We start from the raw sequence: 14975 nt of genomic DNA, 5'->3' as shown, positions 1-14975 counted from the left end.
GTCTTCCACCAGCGCTTGGACTAGCCGAACATCTCGGTATGCTGTTCGAGCTGCAGGCGGGTGCGGCGGATATGGCCGTAGAGGATGAGGCCGGCCTGTTCGCCGTCACGCCGCTTCAGCGCTTCGAGGATCAGCCGATGCTCGTGATGCACCGCCGCCATGCCGGCCTTGCCGACCGACGCGGCGAAAGCGCGACGGTATTGCTGGGTGGTGTTCCAGAACTTGTGGATCATCTGGGCGAGTTGAGGCATGCGCGCGCCTTCATAGCTCAGGAGATGAAACTCGCGGTCGAGCTGCAGGAACTCGTCGATGCTGCCGGCGGCTTCGATGCGCGAGACGAGGTCTTCCAGGCGCCCAAGCGTTTCGGGCGAAAGATTGGCGCTGCTTTCGGAAAGCGCCAGCGGCTCCAGCCGCTCGCGGATCTTGTAGATCTCGATGCATTCGGCGCGGTCGAGCTTGGAAATCCAGGCGCCGCTGTTGGGCACGAGGATGACCAGCCCCTCGCTTTCCAACTGTCTGAGCGCCTCGCGCACCGGGATGCGGCTGATGCCATATTCCTCGGCGAGCTCCTCCTGGCGCACACGGCTGCCCGGCCGCAACCGCCCCGACAGGATGGCGTCGCGCAGCGCCTCGGTGACGCGGCCACTGGCCAGGGCGGCGCCGTTGCTCTCGGTTCCGCCGCTTGCGCGTCTGCCGGCCATGATCTCAATTCCCCGCATCGTGTCGATCCCGAAGATGTTAGTGCATCGGCGAGCAGCTGGGAATCGGCACGAACCAACCGCTCACAAATGAGGGCTGGCCGGATGCCAGAGCCGACGCTCCGTCTCGCGCTCATAGGCCTTGCCCGCCGGGAACGAGACCAGTTCGAGCTGCATGCCCCAGGGGCTCAGGAAATAGACCCAGCTCTGACCGCCGCTCGGCCCCTCGGTGCGCACCGTCGGCTCGCCGAGCACACGCACGCCTCGCGCCTTAAGATAGGCGACCGCCTCATCGATATCGTCGACATAGAAGGCAAGATGATGCCCGCCGACATCGCTGTTCCTGGGCTGGGCGCCGTCCTTATCTGGAGCGGTGTATTCGAAGATCTCGAAATTGGAGCCATGACGGCAGCGCAGGAACTTGAGCCGCTTCATCACTGTACGGGGGTGGACGTTGAGATGGGTTTCCATCCAGTCTCCGTCGGACCGGAAAGGTCCGAGCTCGTAGAAGGGCTCGCAGCCGATGATTTCGACGAAGAAACGGACAGCTTCGTCGAGATCGGGAACGGTAAAGCCGATATGTTCGGTGCCGCGCAGCCCCGGGAGGCCTTTGCCGACATGGCTTGTGTCATGAAGCATTGCTGGTCCGGTATTTATAATTCAGACGCGACCGTATCCAACGGATGGCAATTGGCAAGCAAATTAGGCGATCTGGCCGAATAAATTCGCCATATTGTATCCAATGATAGATTCGACATCAGTGGAGGATTTCATGACAGACCGCACCGCTTACGATCCGGCATTGGGCATAGCCTATGTCAACGGCAGCTACATGCCGCTTGCGGAGGCGGCCGTTCCGATCACCGACCGTGGCTTTGTGCGTTCCGACGCGACCTATGACGTCACCCATGTCTGGAAGGGCCGTTTCTTCAGGCTCGACGACCACATCGAGCGCTTCCTGGCCTCGATGCGCGGCCTGCGCATGAGCCTGCCGCTGTCGAAGGCCGAGATAGCCGACATCCTGGTCGAATGCGTGCGCCGGACCGGGCTGCGCGACGCCTATGTGCAGATGACCTGCACGCGTGGCGTGCCGCCGGCCGGCACCCGCGATCCCAGGCTCTGTCAGAACCGGTTCTATGCCTTCGCACAGCCCTTCGTGTGGATCGCCAATGACGAGCAGCGGCGTGACGGGCTGAAGATGGTGGTGAGTTCGGTGCAGCGCATCCCGCCGGAATCGCTCGATCCGCGCCTTAAGAATTTCCACTGGCTCGACCTGACGATGGGCATCTTCGAGGCCTACGACAAGGACGCCATCGTTGCCGTGCTCAACGACGGCAAGGGCAATGTCACCGAAGGCGCCGGCTTCAACGTCTTCGCGGTGAAGGACAATGTCGTCACCACGCCCGAGCGCGGCGTCTTCGAGGGCATGACGCGCCGCACGGTGATGGAGCTTGTGGGTGAGGCGGGCGTCACCTGCGAAGTGCGGCCGCTGCCGATCGAGGAATTGCGCGAGGCCGACGAGATCTTCATATCGAGCTCCGCCGGCGGCATCATGCCGGTGACGGTGCTTGATGGCCGCATCTATGGCAACGGCAAGCCCGGCCCGGTCACCAGCCGCATCCACGACCTCTACTGGGCCGCGCACAGGGAAGGGCCGCTTTGCACCCTCGTCGACTACGGAGCGGCGGCATGAGCGCAGCGGTAGAGCGCGTCTTCCTGGTGACGGGCGGCACGCGCGGCATCGGCGCGGCCTGCGTCGAGCGGCTGACGGCGGACGGCGCGCGGGTCGTCTTTACCGGGCGCGACCAGGCCGCCGCCGATGATGTGATCGCCGCGGTTCCAGGCGCCGTCTTCGCCGCCGGCGACGCGACCAGCGAGACCGACTGCAAGCGCGCGATCGAGGTGGCGCTGGAGCTTGGCAGGGGGCGTATCGCGGGCCTGGTCAACAATGCCGGTGCCGGCGGGCGCGGGGCCTTCGACCAGACGACGCTCGACGACTGGAACAGGACGATGACGGCCAACGCCACATCGGCCTATCTGTTCACGCGCCATGCGCTTTCGGGCCTGCGGGCCGCGCGCGGCGCCGTGGTGACGATCTCGTCGGTGGCCGGCCTGGTCGGTGAGGAGGGACTTGCGATCTACACCGCTTCCAAGGCGGCGCTGATTGGCCTCACGCAAGCGCTGGCGCTCGAATACGGCTCGGAGGTGCGCTTCAACGCCGTTTGCCCGGGTCAGATCGCCACGCAGATGATGGCAAAGACGCTGGCCATTCCGGCTCGGCGCGAGAGGCTGGAAAAGCGCATTCCCGCGGCGCGCCTCGGCACACCGGAAGATGTCGCGGAGGCGGTCGGCTGGCTGCTGTCTCCCGCCGCGGGCTTCGTCAACGGTGCGGTCCTCAGCGTCGACGGCGGCGAGACCGCCGGTTTCATGACGCCGCGTGATGATCCGAAGGCCTGACGTTCAGCCAAGCGGCCGCCCCTGGTCAGCCATGACCTGGCGCAGTCCGCGCTCGACGTCGGCGGGGCGTGCGCAAGCGGCGGTCTCGAGCACCTTGGAAATGCTCGGCGAGGCTTCGCCGCCATGGACACGCTGGATCGGTTGGTCGAGCCAGTCGAAGCAGCGGTTCTGGATCTCGGCGGCGAGCAGGCCGCCATATGACGTGCCGCGCGCGCCCTGTTCGACCACCAGTACATTGCCGGTCTTGCGGATCGAGGCTTCGATGGTCTGCCAGTCGAGGCCGGCGCGATCGAGCGAGCGCAGGTCGATGACCTCGGCGTCGACGCCGAGACGTTCGACCGCCTCGAGCACCGGACGCACCATGGCGAGATAGGTCAGGACGGTCATCACCGTGCCCCGGCGCACCACCTTGGCCTTGCCGAGCGGGATGAAATAGTCGAGGTCGTCGACCGGCGCCGGACCGGTGGAATTGTAAAGCTCGACATGCTCGATGACGAGCACCGGATCCTTGCAGCGCAGCGCGCTGTTCATCAGCCCGACATAGTCGAACGGCGTCGACGGGGCGACGATGCGCCAGCCGGGCGAGGTGGCGAAGATGCCGGCCGGGTCCATGGAGTGCTGCGAACCGTAACCGGTGCCCATGGCGACCTTGGTGCGCAGCACCAGCGGCACGTCGATATCGCCGCCGAACATGTGGCGCGCCTTGCCGATCTGGTTGAAGACCTGGTCGGCGGCCACCCACATGAAGTCCGGATACATGAACTCGACGACCGGGATATAGCGGCCATCCATGGCGATGCCGCCGCCAAGCCCGGTGAAGGCGGCTTCGCTGATCGGCGTGCCAAGCACCCGGTCGGGGAAGGCAGCAGCAAGGCCGCGCGTCGCGCCGTTGGTGCCGCCTTTCAGCCGATGCACATCTTCGCCCATGATGACGATACGGTCGTCGGTTGCCATGCGCCGCTGCATGACGTTGGCCACCGCGTCGATGAATTTGGCGCCGCCGTCGATCGCGCCGCCGAAGGTTTCCAATTCCTCGGTGCGCATCCTGGCAAATTCCTGGAGGTCGCCGCGTATGCCGTGGTCGCGAAAACCTTCGTCCGGCCAGAGCGCGGGCTTGATGCGGTTCTTGCCGTCCGCCTGCTCAACGAGCTCGGCGGCGACATCGGCCATCAGCGCAAGCGCGCGTTCGCGCAGAGCGGCAACGCCTGAGCTGCCGATGATCTGACGCTGTTCCATTTCGCTCGCCAGCCGGTCGAGCGGGTCGCGCGCCCGCCAGGCCGCTTCCTCGGTCTTGTCGCGATAACCGAAGGCGCTGCCGGGCAGCGGGCCGTTCTGATGGAAATAACGGTAGACGTCGGCCTCGATGATGGCAGGCCCGCCGCCATTGCGCATCAGCTCCATGGCTTCTTGCGTCGCAAGATAGACGGCGAGGGGATCCATGCCGTCGACCTTCCAGGCGGGAATGGCGAAGGCCGATCCGCGTGCCGATAGGCGCGGCTCGGCGGTCGCTTCCTCGACATGGGTCGAGACGGCGTAGCGGTTGTTCTCGATGAAGAAACAGAGCGGCAGCTTCCAGGCGGCGGCGATGTTCATCGTCTCCAGCACCGAGCCGATGTTGACGGCGCCGTCACCGAAATAGGCAAAGGCCACGTCGCCCTTGCCGGCGCGCCTATGCGCCCAGGCGGCGCCGGCTGCCAGCGGCACGCCGCCGCCGACGATGGCGTTGGTGCCGAGATTGCCGGCCTCGGCCCAGCGCAGATGCATCGAGCCGCCGCGACCGCGACAGAAACCCTGCGCCAGGCCCAGGATCTCGGCGAGCGATCTTTGCGCCAAGCCGCGAATGTCCGGCGAGAAGTCGTCGGCAGGCGCCAATCCCTGCGGCGCAACATAACGGATCGACTTGGCGAGGAACTGGTGATGCGCGCGATGGGATCCATTGATCTGGTCGCTCGCCCGCATCAGAGCGGCCGAGCCGACAGCGCCGCCTTCCTGGCCGACCGCGGAATGGGCTGGCCCATGCACCAGGCCCTGGCCGGCCAGCTCCAGCACTTTTTCCTCGAAGGCGCGGATCAGATGAGCCGAAACCAGCATCGATTCCAGCACAGCCGGATCGGCGTCGTCCCAGTCGGCTCGTGTCGTGCGGAGCTCGCGCCAGGGGGCTGATGGGGCCAATGTTGCGTAATCGGGCATCAGGATTTCCTGGCGGGCTCGTGGGTAGGGGGTCAAAAAGCGTATTGGATACGATAGTGAGGTGAATTGCCTTTTGAAAGGCGAAAATTGCCGCTCTTCGCTTTAATCGGATACAATTGGCGGATATGTCAGCCTTTCGCCGAGATAGACGCGCGGGTATCGGCCGGCCTTGATGGTCGTGCGTGGGCGCAGTCAGTCCGTCTCAGGTGCGAGAATGCGCGTCACATGTTCGGCAATCGCCAGGCTGGAGGTCAGTCCCGGGCTTTCGATGCCGAACAGGTTGAGCAGGCCGTCGATGCCGTGCGTCGCAGCATGCTGGATCACGAAGTCGCTGTTGGCGTCGCCCGGACCTGACAGCTTCGGCCGGATGCCGCTATAAGCGGCCTGCAGGCTGCCGTCGGCCAGGCCAGGCCAGTATTTGCGGATCGCGGCGTAGAAGCGTTCGCCGCGCGCCGGATCGACGCGATAATCGAGGGCGTCGATCCACTCGACATCCGGTCCGAAACGGGCGGTGCCGGAAAGGTCGAGGGTAAGATGGACGCCGAGCCCGCCAGGTTCGGGCACCGGATAGACAAGATGCGAAAAGGGCGCGCGCCCGGCAACCGAGAAATAGTTGCCCTTGGCGTAGCGAAGCGTCGGCAGGAACTGTCCGTCAAATCCCTCGAGCGAGCCGGCCAACGCCACGGCGCCGAGACCGGCCGCGTTGATGAGGCGTGATGTAGCGATCTCGAACTCTTCGCCGCTCGCCGTATCCATTGTCCGCAGCACGATCCGATCGGCCTCGACGCGGCCCGAGACGATACGGGTGTTGAGGGACAGCATTGCGCTGTTCTCCTCGGCATCGCCGAGCAGGGCAAGCATCAGCCCGTGGCTGTCGACGATGCCGGTCGATGGCGAGAGGAGCGCGGCGGTGCAATGCAGGGCCGGTTCCAAGGCTTGCGCCTCCGCGGCGGAAAGGTAGCGCAAATCCTCGACGCCGCAGGCCGCGGCGCTGGCGCGAATGGCGGCCAACACCGGCTCCTGCGTCTCGTCGGTCGCGACGATCAGCTTGCCGGAGCGGCGGTGCGCAATCGAACGTTCGGAGCAGTAGCGGTAGAGCATGTCGCGGCCGGCGACGCAGAGCCGGGCCTTCAGCGATCCTTGCGGATAGTAGATGCCGGCATGGATCACTTCCGAATTGCGCGAGCTCGTCTCGGTGCCGATGGCATCCGCCGCCTCGAGGATCAGCGTGTCCAGCCCGCGTGCGGCAATCTTGCGCGCAATTGCAAGGCCGACGACGCCGGCACCGGCAACGATGCAGTCGATCTGTTCCATTCTCAGCCCGCCTTGGCCGTGTCGGTGGCGTGCCTGCCGAGCAGCCGTTCGAGAATCACGTTTCCGCCCTCGGTGATATCGGCGATGATCGCACGTTCGGCGGCATCGGCATCCTTCTTCTCGACCGCGGCGAGAACCGCGTGGTGATTGTCGATCATGGCGCGGCCGCCTTCGTGGTAGGATTCCGCGATCAGCGGTCCCATCTGCAGCCAAAGCCGGTTCAGGATGCCGCGCAGCACCACCATGTCGCCGATGTCGGCAAGCGCGAAGTGGAAGGTCTGGTTAAGCTCCAGCCCTTCGGTCCAATTCCTGTCGGCGATCGCGCGCTCGTTGCGTGCAATCAAATCGCGCAGCCGCTCGATATCCTTAGCTGTCGCCTTGAGCGCTGCCTCGCGCGCGGCAAGCCCTTCGAGCTTCAGCCTGATCTGGCGGATCTCGCGATAGCGTTCCAACGTGATGATGGGAACGCGTACCTCGCGCGCCGATTTCTGCACCAAGGCTTCGTCCTGGATCAGGCGCAGGATAGCGTCGCGCACCGGCGTGACGCTGGTTCCAAGCGACTGGGCGAGGTCGCGGATGGTCAGCCTGGCATCCGGCGCGAAGCGTCCCTTGATCAGCGCCTCGGCGACGCGCGCATAGACGGTCTCGCCGAGGTTTTCGCGCTCGAGCGTTTCGAAGCTGAAGCTCGCCATGCCGTTCCCGTCCCGTTTTTTGGCTGTCGTCCCAAAAAGGCTTGACAGTATATCTTATAAGAAACATGATGCATCAAACAGCATAATGCAAGAGGGAACTGCGACCCCTGAACGAGGGGTAGGCAGGGCAATTCCCGCTTGGACGCCTGCAGACAGGAGCCGTCATGGACGCCAGACCGAATTCCCCCGAAGCCCGCGACATCCGCTACCACCTGCACGGCTACACCAATGCCCGCAAGCATCAGGAAACCGGGCCACTGGTGATTGAAAAGGGCGATGGCATCTATGTCGAGGACCTTGCCGGCAATCGCTACATCGAGGCGATGGCGGGCTTGTGGAGCGTCGCCGTCGGCTTCTCGGAAAAACGGCTGGTGGACGCTGCGACAAGGCAGATGTCGAAGCTGCCCTTCTATCACGACTTCGGCTCCAAGGCTCATTCGCCGCTGATCGACCTTGCCGAGCAACTAGTGCAGATGGCGCCGGTGCCGATGAGCAAGGCCTATTTCACCAATTCCGGTTCCGAGGCCAACGATACCGCGATCAAGATGATCTGGTACCGGTCGAACGCGCTCGGCCAGCCGGCACGCAAGAAGATCATCAGCCGCAAGCGTGGCTATCATGGCGTCACCATCGCCTCGGCGAGCCTGACCGGGCTGCCCACCAATCATCTCTCCTTCGACCTGCCGATCGCCAATATCCTGCACACCTCGACGCCGCATCACTGGCGCGACGCTCAGGCCGGCGAGAGCGAAGAGCAGTTCTCCGCACGGCTCGCCGATGAGCTGGAACAGCTCATCCTTGCCGAGGGGCCTGAAACGATCGCCGCCTTCATCGGCGAGCCGATCATGGGCGCCGGCGGCGTCGTCGTGCCGCCTGCCGGCTATTGGGAAAAGATCCAGGCAGTGCTGGCCAAATACGACATCCTGCTTGTGGCCGACGAGGTGATTTGCGGTTTTGGCCGGACAGGCGAGATGTTTGGCTCGCAGACCTTCGGCATGAAGCCCGACATCATGGTGCTGTCGAAGCAGATCTCCTCCTCCTACCTGCCGATCTCGGCACTCATCATCAACGACAAGGTGTTCGAGCCGATCGCCGACGAGAGCGACCGCATCGGCACCTTCGGCCACGGCTTCACCGGCGGCGGTCATCCGGTCGCCGCGGCCGTCGCGCTGGAGAACATCAAGCTCATCGAGGAGCGCGACCTCGTCGGCAATGCGCGCAAGGTCGGCGCGCATCTGCAGGCGCGGCTGCGCAAGCTCGCCTCGCATCCGCTGGTGGGCGAGGTGCGCGGCGTCGGTCTGATCGCCGCCGTGGAGCTCGTCGCCGACAAAGCGAGCAAGGCGCCATGGGGCAAGCCGGCGGCGCTCGGCGCGCTGGTCAACGGCCTGCTGCAGCAGAACGGCGTCATCTCGCGCAACATGGGCGACGCGATTGCCTTCTGTCCGCCGCTGATCATCACCGAGGCGCAGGTCGACGCATTGGTCGATGCGTTCCAGCGCTCGCTCGACGCGGCCTTGCCGCAGGTCCACCCGCAGGGCTGAAGGACTTAGCGCAGATGGGAGTCGCTCATTCTCGCGTTGACACATAAGATATAAGATGTAAGTTTCTATCGAATTGGATACATTCTTGTTGCAATTCGTCGCTTGACGTTATGAAATGCCAACACAGAAGTGGCAATTGGATACAAAATAGGCAATCAAAGCCGAAATTGAGAAAATTCTGGCCCGCCTGGGCGCTGAAAAAATGGGAGACTGATATGAGTGGATTGAGAAAATCACTGGCTTTGGCGCTGTCGGCGACGGTGCTGTCGGCCGGCATGGCGCATGCAGCCGACTGGTGGCCGTTCAAGATCGCCTCGGCCAAGGACGGCGATCTGAAGAATGTAGGAGAGATCGAGTACAAGCCGCTCGACAAGGCGGAAAAACCCTGGAAGCTCTGCGTGCTCTTCCCGCATCTCCAGGACAGCTACTGGGTCTCGGTGGATTATGGCATCGTCGAGGAAGCCAAGCGCCTCGGCGTCAAGGTGACGGTGTTGCAGGCGGGTGGATACACGGCCCTGCCGAAGCAGATCTCGCAATATGACGACTGCGTCGCCTCCGGTGCCGACGCCATTCTGGTCTCGGCGATTTCGGAAGCCGGCGTGGCCGCCAAGATCAACGAGGGCATGGGCAAGGGCATCGTCAACATCGCCGTCGCCAATCCGATCCTGGAGACGCCGATCACCGCCCGCATCACGCCTGATTTCTATCAGAAGGGTTTTCAGACCGGCGAGTATGTGAAGAAGTATCTGGGCGACAAGCAGGGCACCGCCGTGGCGTTCCCTGGACCGCAGGGCAGCGGCTGGGCCGAGACCTACATGAACGGCTTCCGCGACAGCACCAAGACCGGCAACATCAAGCTGGTCGGCGAGATGTTCGGCGAGGCCAGCGTGCCGGCACAGCTCAAACTGGTCGAGGATGCGCTGCAGACCCATCCGGACGTCAACGTCATCTGGGGCGGCGCACCGACGGCGGAAGCAGCGATCGGCGCGGTCGCCGACGCCGGCTTGAGCAACGTGACCATCATGTCCTCCTACGAAAACCAGACCATGCTGAAGGCCGTCAAGGACGGCTCGGTGCTGGGCTTCGCCACCGAGTATCCGGTCATCATGGGACGCATCGGCGTCGACCTCGCGGTGCGCGCGCTGGAGAAGAAGGATCACGAAAAGGTCCTGCTGGTTGCCCCCGGCATCGTTACCAAGGACAATGTCGACAAGATCGACACGACCCAGATCTTCGCGCCGGACAACTGGCGCCCGGTGTTCTCGGTCGAATAGTGGCGAGGCCGCCGGCGCGGCCTTCAGCTTCGCGATTAAATCGCGATCCTCCCGGCCTGGCCGCCTTGCAGAAGGCGGTCAGGCGACTTGACGCAATTCCGGGCGAACCGCCGTGCAGTTTGCTCGAATTGCTCCTGCCGGCTTTGGGCCTTTGGACGAGATGCTGGAAGTTACAGGGTTCACCAAGAGATTCCGCGGCATCGCCGCGCTCGACAATGTCGACTTCTCCCTCAACGAGGGCGAGGTCCATGCGTTGCTTGGCGAGAACGGCGCCGGCAAGTCGACGCTCATCAATCTCATTGCCGGCACTTTCCCATGGGCCGAAGGCGTCTACCGCATCAACGGCCGCACCATCACCAGCCTGACGCCGCAGGTGGCGCAGGAGATCGGCATCGCCGCGGTCTTTCAGGAATTCAGCCTGGTGCCCGACCTCACCGTGGTCGAGAACATCTTCCTCGGCCGGGAGCAGTCGTCCGGCCTCTTCTTAAAACGCAAGCAGATGCGGCAGGCCGCAGCCGAGCTGCTGGACAGTCTCGGCTTCCATCTGCCGCTCGACGAGAAGGTCGCCTTCCTGTCGCGCGCGCAAAAGCAGATGGTCGAGATCGCCAAGGCGCTGCGCATGCGCCCGAAGGTGCTCATCCTCGACGAGCCGACCGCATCGCTTACCGATGGCGAGGCGGAGAAATTGTTCAACGCGATAGCGCTGCTCAAGGCGCGCGGCGTCGGCATCATCTATGTCTCGCACCGCATGAGCGAGATCCGCAATCTTTCCGACCGCGTCACCGTGCTGCGCGGCGGCAAGAAGATCGGCACCGTCGTCACCGCCGAGATTTCAGACGAGGGGCTGATCGAGATGATGGTCGGTCGTCCCGTCGAGCAGCTCTTTCCGAAGATCGACCACAAGCCCGGCGCGGTCAGGCTCGAAGTGCGCGACCTGACGACCGAAAAACACTCCGTCATCAGCGCCTCCTTCACGGCGCGCGCCGGCGAGGTGGTGGGTCTCGCCGGCCTCGTCGGTTGCGGGCGCAGCGAGCTCTGTCGCGCCGTCTTCGGCCTTGAGACTGTCGAGGCGGGTACGATCACTTTGGGCGACAAGCCGGTCGAGCGACCGACGCCCACCTCGATGCTTGCCGCCAATGTCTGCTATTTCCCTGCCGATCGCGGCTCGGAAGGCCTCGCGCTGGCGCGTCCGGCACGCGAGAACGCGACCATGAGCTCGCTCGACCTGCCGGAATTGTCGTCCGGACCGCTGCTGAAATTCTGGCGCGAAAACGAAGCGATTAGGGCACCGCTCGGCAATCTCGCGCTGAGGCCGATGGCGCCCGAGCGCAAGGCCTCCGCCTTCTCCGGCGGCAACCAGCAGAAGCTGATGCTGGCGCGCGGCCTGATGAAGCCCTTCGACGTCTACCTGTTCGACGAACCGACCGTCGGTATCGACGTCGGCGCCAAGGCCGATGTCTACAATCTCATCAAGTCGCTGGTCGAGGCCGGCGCCTCGGTCGTCGTCTCGACGTCCGAATTGCCGGAACTGATTAATCTCGCCTCGCGGGTCTATGTCATGCACGAGGGCAAGGTCGTCGCCGAGCTTGCCCAGCATGAGCTCAGCGAAGCCCAGGTGCTGTCGCATTATTTCGGAGGGCGCGCATGAGCTCTGAGACGGCGACCATGACCGTTGCCAACGCGCCATCGCACCGCGCGAGCCGGCTCGACCGCTTTCTCATGCAGGGCGGCATCGTCATCACCTTCCTGGTCGTGGCGGTGGTCGCGACGGCGTTGATCGAGCCGCGCTTCCTCAACCGGCTCAACCTGCTCAATGTCATGCGCAACTTCGCGCTGCTGCTCATTCCGTCGCTGGCGCAGATGCTGGTGATGACGGCCGGCGGCTTCGATCTTTCGGTGGGCGCGGTGGTGGCGGCGACCTCCGTGGTGACGGCAGCGGTGATGCTGGTCGGCAACGGCTATTTTCCCGGCATGGAACTCGCCGTCATCATCGCCTCGCTGGTGATCGCGCTCGGCGTCGGGGCGCTTGTCGGGCTCGTCAATGCCGGTCTGGTTTCGGCCTTTTCGCTCTCGCCCTTCATGGTGACGCTGGCGATGATGTCGGTGCTGATGGGCATCGCGCTCTATTTCACGCAAGGCATTCCGATCTACGGCGTCACCGATTCCTTCGTCGCCAATGTTGGGCGCGGCCAGTTCCTGGGCCTGCCGATCGTGCTTTGGGCAGCGCTTGGCGTCCTTGCCGCCTGCATCGTCATGCAGCGTTTCACCGCGCTTGGCCGCCATATCTATGCGGTGGGCAGCGACCAACGCTCGGCGCGTCTGTCGGGCGTTGCGACAGGCCGCACGCTGATCGCGGCCTATATGCTCGCCGGCTTGCTCGCGGCGCTCACCGGCTACCTGATGACGTCACGGCTCGGCTCCGGCCAATCCACCATAGGCGGGACGCTGGCGCTCGAAACCATTGCCGCTGCCGTCATCGGTGGCGTCTCGCTGCGCGGCGGTGTCGGTCGCGCGGAATTGGTGGCGCTTGCAGCGCTGTTCCTGTCGGTCATCGCCAACGCGATGAACCTGGTGCAGGTCGACAGCAGATATCAAACGCTGGTGCTCGGCGCCGTTTTGATCATAGCCTTGGCCATCGAACGGCTTCTGCTGAGGAAGCGGCAGTCATGAGCATGGAGGCCAAGACACAACCGATGGCTCAGCTCTCCGGCCTCTCACCGAGGGATGTGCTGCGCGCCGCGCGGCTGCCGATTGCTATCGTCGTCGTGCTCATCCTGTTCGGCCTGGTCGAGCCGCGTGTTCTGTCCCTCGGCAATTTCCGCAACATCGCGCTGCAGGCGAGCTATCTCGCCATCTTCGCCATGGCGCAGACCATGGTGCTTCTGACCCGCGGCTTCGATCTCTCTCTCGGCTACACCGTTTCGCTGGTCAGCGTCGCCGCCTCGATGGCGATGGTGGCGATGGGCGGTGGCGATGCCTCGATCCTCTACGGCGTCGGCGCCGCCGCGCTGATCGCCGGCGCGATCGGCCTCGCCAACGGCGTGCTCATCGCCGGCATCGGCATCAACCCGCTGGTGACGACGCTCGGCATGGCCAACATGGTGCTGGCCTTCGCCTCCACGATCAGCGGCGGCTTCCCCGTCACCGGCCTGCCGAAGAGCCTCACCGCCGAATTCGCGCAGGGATCGCTGCTCTCGATTCCGATGCCGATCTGGATCGCCGCCCTGGTGTTCGTGCTGTTGTTCCTCGTGCTCAAGGCGACGCGCTTCGGCCGCAGTCTCTACATCATCGGCGCCAATCCAAGGGCGGCGGTCGCGGCGGGCATCCGCACCGTGCCGGTGCTGGTGTTGGCCTACGTTCTGTGCGCGCTGCTCGCCGCGCTCGGCGCGCTTCTGCTCACCGCGCGTACCGGTTCGGGCGAACCCAATCTCGGCGGCAATCTCACGCTGGAAGCAATCGCGGCGGCCGTCGTCGGCGGCGTTCGGCTGGCGCGCGGGGAGGGCGGCGTGGGCGCCGCCGTGCTCGGCGCGCTGTTCGTCACCGTGCTCTCCAACGGCATGAACCTCGTCCAGATCGACGGCTACCTGCAGCAGATCTGCCTGGGCGTCATCATCATCGTCAGCCTGATCGTCAATCGCGACGAAGCCAGGCGCTGATACTCCAACTCTTTCGGGAAGCTCGTATGGCCTATCAAGTTTGCATCGATATCGGCGGCACCTTCACCGATTGTCTCGTCTCGAACAGCAAGGGTGAGATCGCCATCTTCAAGTCGCCGACGACGCCGGGCGAATTCGAGAAAGGCTTCATCAACGTGCTGCATGTCGCGGCCGAGGGCTATGGGCTCAGCGGCGCCGACTTCATGAGAGAGATCGACCTCGTCGTGCACGGCTCGACCGTGTCGACCAACGCGCTGGTCGAGCGCAAGACGGTCAAGGTCGGCCTCATCCTGACCGCCGGCCACCAGGACATACTGGTGCTGCGCGAAGGTCCGCGCAAAGGCGCTTTCCAATGGCGGCTGAACTATCCCGATCCCTATGTGCCGCGCCATCTCACCAAAACCGTCGCCGGGCGCATCGATGCGCGTGGCCGCGAACTCGCGCCGCTGTCGCTGGACGACGTGCGCAAGGCCGCCGCCGAATTCCGCGGCCTCGGCGTCGAGGCGATCGCCGTCGGCCTCTTGTGGTCGGTGGTCAACCCGGCGCATGAGCTCGCCGTGCGCGAGATCCTGGAGAAAGAGCTGCCGGGTATTCCGGTGACGCTCAGCCATGAGATCAACCCGATGCCGCGCGAATACAAGCGCATCATCGCGGCCGCGATCGACGCCTCTATCAATCCGATCGTGCGGACCTATATCGAGAAGCTGAAGACGGCGCTCGACGAGGAGGGTTTCGAAGGCGAGCTGCTGCTTGCCAATTGCGTCGGCGGCATGATGCCTTTGGCCGACATGATCCGGAAGCCGATCTACAGCGTCATGTCCGGCCCGACGCTGGCGCCGATGGCCGCACTGGCGCTGTCCGACGAGCCCGACATCATCGTCGGCGACATGGGCGGCACCACCTTCGACGTCTCGGCGCTGCGCGACCACCAGATCATCGTCACGCCGGACAGCATGATCCATGACGATTCGCTCGGCATTCCCAAGGTCGACGTGCGCTCGGGCGGCGCCGGCGGCGGCTCGATCGCCTTCGTCGACGAAGGCGGTCTGCTGCAGGTCGGCCCACGCAGCGCTGGCGCCCGGCCGGGTCCTGCCTGCTACGGCCAGGGCGGCACCGAGCCGACGGTGACGGATGCCAATGTCGTGCTCGGCAT

The 14975-nt window shown here is 64.5% G+C and carries 13 protein-coding genes; 8 read left to right on the top strand and 5 right to left on the bottom strand.

Translation table 11 applies throughout. The features are described from left to right. Positions 1-20 precede the first annotated feature (20 nt). Both FJ471_RS11080 and FJ471_RS11075 read right to left on the bottom strand, forming a co-directional pair. Positions 21-701 (bottom strand): GntR family transcriptional regulator, encoded by a 681-nt coding sequence (locus FJ471_RS11080; RefSeq protein WP_140803191.1) that lies wholly within the window; start codon positions 699-701, stop codon positions 21-23. Positions 702-782: 81 nt separating this feature from the next. Next, a complete protein-coding gene (locus tag FJ471_RS11075; protein ID WP_140803190.1) occupies positions 783-1337 on the bottom strand; it encodes a VOC family protein in 555 nt (184 codons plus the stop codon). Between the two features lie 133 nt (positions 1338-1470). Between FJ471_RS11075 and FJ471_RS11070 the strand changes: the two genes are divergently transcribed. Together FJ471_RS11070 and FJ471_RS11065 are read left to right on the top strand one after the other, a co-directional pair. Beyond that, on the top strand, positions 1471-2391 hold the full coding sequence (locus FJ471_RS11070) for an aminotransferase class IV (RefSeq protein WP_140803189.1): 921 nt from the start codon (positions 1471-1473) through the stop codon (positions 2389-2391). Beyond that, complete coding sequence (locus FJ471_RS11065; protein ID WP_140803188.1) at positions 2388-3155, top strand: SDR family NAD(P)-dependent oxidoreductase; 768 nt, start codon at positions 2388-2390, stop codon at positions 3153-3155. Before FJ471_RS11070 ends, FJ471_RS11065 begins: the two co-directional genes overlap by 4 nt. Positions 3156-3158: 3 nt before the next feature. Here FJ471_RS11065 and FJ471_RS11060 read toward each other — a convergent pair whose 3' ends face one another. The 3 genes from FJ471_RS11060 to FJ471_RS11050 form a co-directional block, all read right to left on the bottom strand. Then, a complete protein-coding gene (locus FJ471_RS11060; protein ID WP_140803187.1) occupies positions 3159-5345 on the bottom strand; it encodes an alpha-ketoacid dehydrogenase subunit alpha/beta in 2187 nt (728 codons plus the stop codon). A gap of 192 nt (positions 5346-5537) precedes the next feature. After that, positions 5538-6659 carry an NAD(P)/FAD-dependent oxidoreductase gene (locus tag FJ471_RS11055; protein ID WP_140803186.1) on the bottom strand — a complete coding sequence of 374 codons (1122 nt, stop codon included), beginning with the start codon at positions 6657-6659 and terminating at the stop codon, positions 5538-5540. Between the two features lie 2 nt (positions 6660-6661). Then, positions 6662-7351 carry a GntR family transcriptional regulator gene (locus FJ471_RS11050; protein ID WP_140803185.1) on the bottom strand — a complete coding sequence of 230 codons (690 nt, stop codon included), beginning with the start codon at positions 7349-7351 and terminating at the stop codon, positions 6662-6664. Positions 7352-7515: 164 nt separating this feature from the next. On the opposite strand from FJ471_RS11050, the gene FJ471_RS11045 reads away from it, so the two are divergent. From FJ471_RS11045 to FJ471_RS11020, 6 genes are all read left to right on the top strand, one after another. After that, complete coding sequence (locus FJ471_RS11045; RefSeq protein WP_140803184.1) at positions 7516-8892, top strand: aspartate aminotransferase family protein; 1377 nt, start codon at positions 7516-7518, stop codon at positions 8890-8892. Positions 8893-9107: 215 nt separating this feature from the next. Beyond that, positions 9108-10166: a TMAO reductase system periplasmic protein TorT gene (torT, locus tag FJ471_RS11040; protein ID WP_140803183.1), complete on the top strand. Its 1059-nt coding sequence runs from the start codon at positions 9108-9110 to the stop codon at positions 10164-10166. A 160-nt stretch (positions 10167-10326) separates the two neighbouring features. Beyond that, positions 10327-11814 (top strand): sugar ABC transporter ATP-binding protein, encoded by a 1488-nt coding sequence (locus FJ471_RS11035; RefSeq protein WP_140803182.1) that lies wholly within the window; start codon positions 10327-10329, stop codon positions 11812-11814. Beyond that, on the top strand, positions 11811-12836 hold the full coding sequence (locus FJ471_RS11030; protein WP_140803181.1) for an ABC transporter permease: 1026 nt from the start codon (positions 11811-11813) through the stop codon (positions 12834-12836). The genes FJ471_RS11035 and FJ471_RS11030 overlap by 4 nt, the downstream gene beginning before the upstream one ends. Continuing rightward, positions 12833-13822: an ABC transporter permease gene (locus FJ471_RS11025; protein WP_246684687.1), complete on the top strand. Its 990-nt coding sequence runs from the start codon at positions 12833-12835 to the stop codon at positions 13820-13822. The genes FJ471_RS11030 and FJ471_RS11025 overlap by 4 nt, the downstream gene beginning before the upstream one ends. A gap of 26 nt (positions 13823-13848) precedes the next feature. Then, a partial coding sequence (locus FJ471_RS11020) for a hydantoinase/oxoprolinase family protein (RefSeq protein WP_140803180.1) occupies positions 13849-14975 on the top strand: 1127 nt, incomplete at its 3' end.

It is taken from the genome of Mesorhizobium sp. B2-7-1 (assembly GCF_006440735.1).
Lineage (GTDB): Bacteria > Pseudomonadota > Alphaproteobacteria > Rhizobiales > Rhizobiaceae > Mesorhizobium.
This window is presented reverse-complemented; position numbering and strand designations above follow the sequence as displayed.